Raw genomic sequence first — 2,292 nt, forward strand, 5'->3', positions numbered from 1 at the left:
GTGCCAGGGGGCACCGCGGGCGGGGTGCTGTTGGAGGCGTCGGGCAGAATCGGGGCTATGAGCACCTCCGACCACCAGTCACCCGAGCCGGAGCCTTCGCGGTCCGCGGAGTCTTCGGAGTCCGCGGAGCCCACGAAGCCCGTGGAGCCTTCGCGGTCTGCGGAGTCTTCGGATTCCGTGCCTTCGGATACCGTGCCTGCGGATTCCGTGAAGTCTTCGGGGTCCGTGCCGGATTCTGTGACGTCCTCGAAGCCCGCCTACAACGACCGGGCCTACCGCTCGCCCGGCGGGATCGCGGGCGGTGTGCTGCTCCTCGCCATCGCGGGCTGGCTCGGCGTCGACGCGATCGTCACGGGCCACGGCCGCACCCCGTGGCTGGCGCTGGCCACGCTGCTGTGCCTCGTCCCCCTGGTGATCGCCTTCGCGGTGCGGCCCGCCGTCTTCGCGAACGACGACCGGATGCGGGTGCGCAACCCGTTCCGGGTGATCGTGCTGCCCTGGGGCTCGGTCGCCTCGCTGCGCTCCGGCTACTCGAACGAGGTGATCGACGAGTCCGGCACCAAGTACCAGCTCTGGTCCCTTCCCGTCTCGCTCCGCGCCCGCAAGAAGGCCCAGCGGCGGCAGGCCCGCGTGGACGACGGCCGGGCGCCCGTCCGGAGGGACCTCAGCGGGCAGACGTCTCTGGAGACCGGGCCCGTGCGCGCTCCGTCCGACCAGATCATGGACGACCTGCGCCAACTGTGCGAGGCGCGGGCCAAGGCCGCGGACTCCCAGGGCGAGCCCAGTGTGCGGTGGTCGTGGGAGATCATGGCGCCGGCGATCGCGGGAGCGGTGCTGCTGGTGGTCCTGCTCGTGGTTGGTTGAGCGTGGCGGGCTGCTCGCGTTGAGTTTGGGCGTGGCGGGCTGCTCGCGGTGGGTTGAGCGTGGCGGGCTGCTCGCGGTGGGTTGAGTGCGGAGGGCCGGGCGTGGTGTGTTGAGCGTTCAGCCCCGGTCCGCTGACGGACCGGGGCTGCGTCACGGGTCGGTCAGATGCCTGCCGCAGCCGAGAGGTCCTGCTTGATCGTCGTCAGCAGGTCTGCCGCCTTCGCGCGCGCCGCGGGCAGGTCGGTGTGCGAGGCGACCGGGACCACGACCTCCAGGTAGCACTTCAGCTTGGGCTCCGTGCCGCTCGGGCGGACGATCACGCGGGCGCCGTCCAGCGTGTAGCGCAGCCCGTCCGTGGGCGGGAGGCTGTCCGTGCCCCGGGTCAGGTCCTCCGACCTGGTGATGGGCAGGCCCGCGAGGCGGGTCGGGGGCTGTTGGCGCAGGCGGCGCATGGCGTCGGCGATCAGGGACAGGTCCTGTACGCGGACCGAGAGCTGGTCCGTGGCGTGGAGGCCGTACTCGACCGCGATGTCGTCCAGCAGGTCGAGGAGCGTGCGGCCCTCGGACTTGAGGACGGAGGCGAGTTCCGTGATCAGGAGCGCCGCGGTGATGCCGTCCTTGTCGCGCACGCCCTCCGGGTCCACGCAGTAGCCGAGTGCCTCCTCGTAGCCGTAGCGCAGGTCCTCGACGCGGGCGATCCACTTGAAGCCGGTGAGCGTCTCCTCGTACGGCAGGCCCGCCTTCTCGGCGATCCGGCCGAGGAGGGAGGACGAGACGATCGACTCCGCGAAGGTGCCACGGGCGCCTCGCTTGACGAGGTGGACGGCGAGGAGGGCACCCACCTCGTCGCCGCGCAGCATGCGCCAGTCGTCGCCGTCCCTGACCGCCGCCGCACAGCGGTCGGCGTCCGGGTCGTTCGCGATGACCAGGTCGGGGTTCGTCTCGCGGGCCTTGGCGAAGGCCAGGTCCATCGCGCCCGGCTCCTCCGGGTTGGGGAAGGCGACGGTCGGGAAGTCCGGGTCGGGGTCGGCCTGCTCGGCGACGAGGGCGGGGGCCGGGAAGCCGGCCCGGGAGAAGGCCGCGAGGACGGTGTCCCTGCCGACGCCGTGCATCGGCGTGTAGACCGTGCGGGCGGTGCGGGGAGAGCCGGGGGCGAGGACGGCGTCCGTACGGGCCAGGTAGGCGTCGAGGATCGTGTCGTCGAGGGTCTCCCAGCCGGTGTCGGGGCGCGGGACCGTGGTGAGGGTGGTGACCGCCGCGATCTCGGCCGCGATCTCGGCGTCGGCCGGGGGCACGATCTGGGAGCCGTCGCCGAGGTAGACCTTGTAGCCGTTGTCGCGGGGCGGGTTGTGGCTGGCGGTGACCTCCACGCCTGCGACGGCGCCGAGGTGCCGGATGGCGAAGGCGAGGACCGGGGTGGGGAGGGGG

General features: G+C 72.5%; 2 protein-coding genes. One reads left to right on the plus strand and one right to left on the minus strand.

What is annotated here, in order from left to right; genetic code table 11:
- Positions 1–225: 225 nt before the first annotated feature.
- Positions 226–864 (plus strand): PH domain-containing protein, encoded by a 639-nt coding sequence (locus FPZ41_RS46130; RefSeq protein ID WP_322621590.1) that lies wholly within the window; start codon positions 226–228, stop codon positions 862–864.
- Between the two features lie 161 nt (positions 865–1,025).
- On the opposite strand, the gene FPZ41_RS46135 is transcribed toward FPZ41_RS46130, so the two are convergent.
- Positions 1,026–2,292 (minus strand): phospho-sugar mutase (locus FPZ41_RS46135; protein WP_152870834.1); only part of this gene is annotated, 1,267 nt, incomplete at its 5' end.

The sequence above is a fragment of the Streptomyces acidicola genome (genome assembly GCF_009377235.1).
GTDB classification, from domain to species: domain Bacteria; phylum Actinomycetota; class Actinomycetes; order Streptomycetales; family Streptomycetaceae; genus Streptomyces; species Streptomyces acidicola.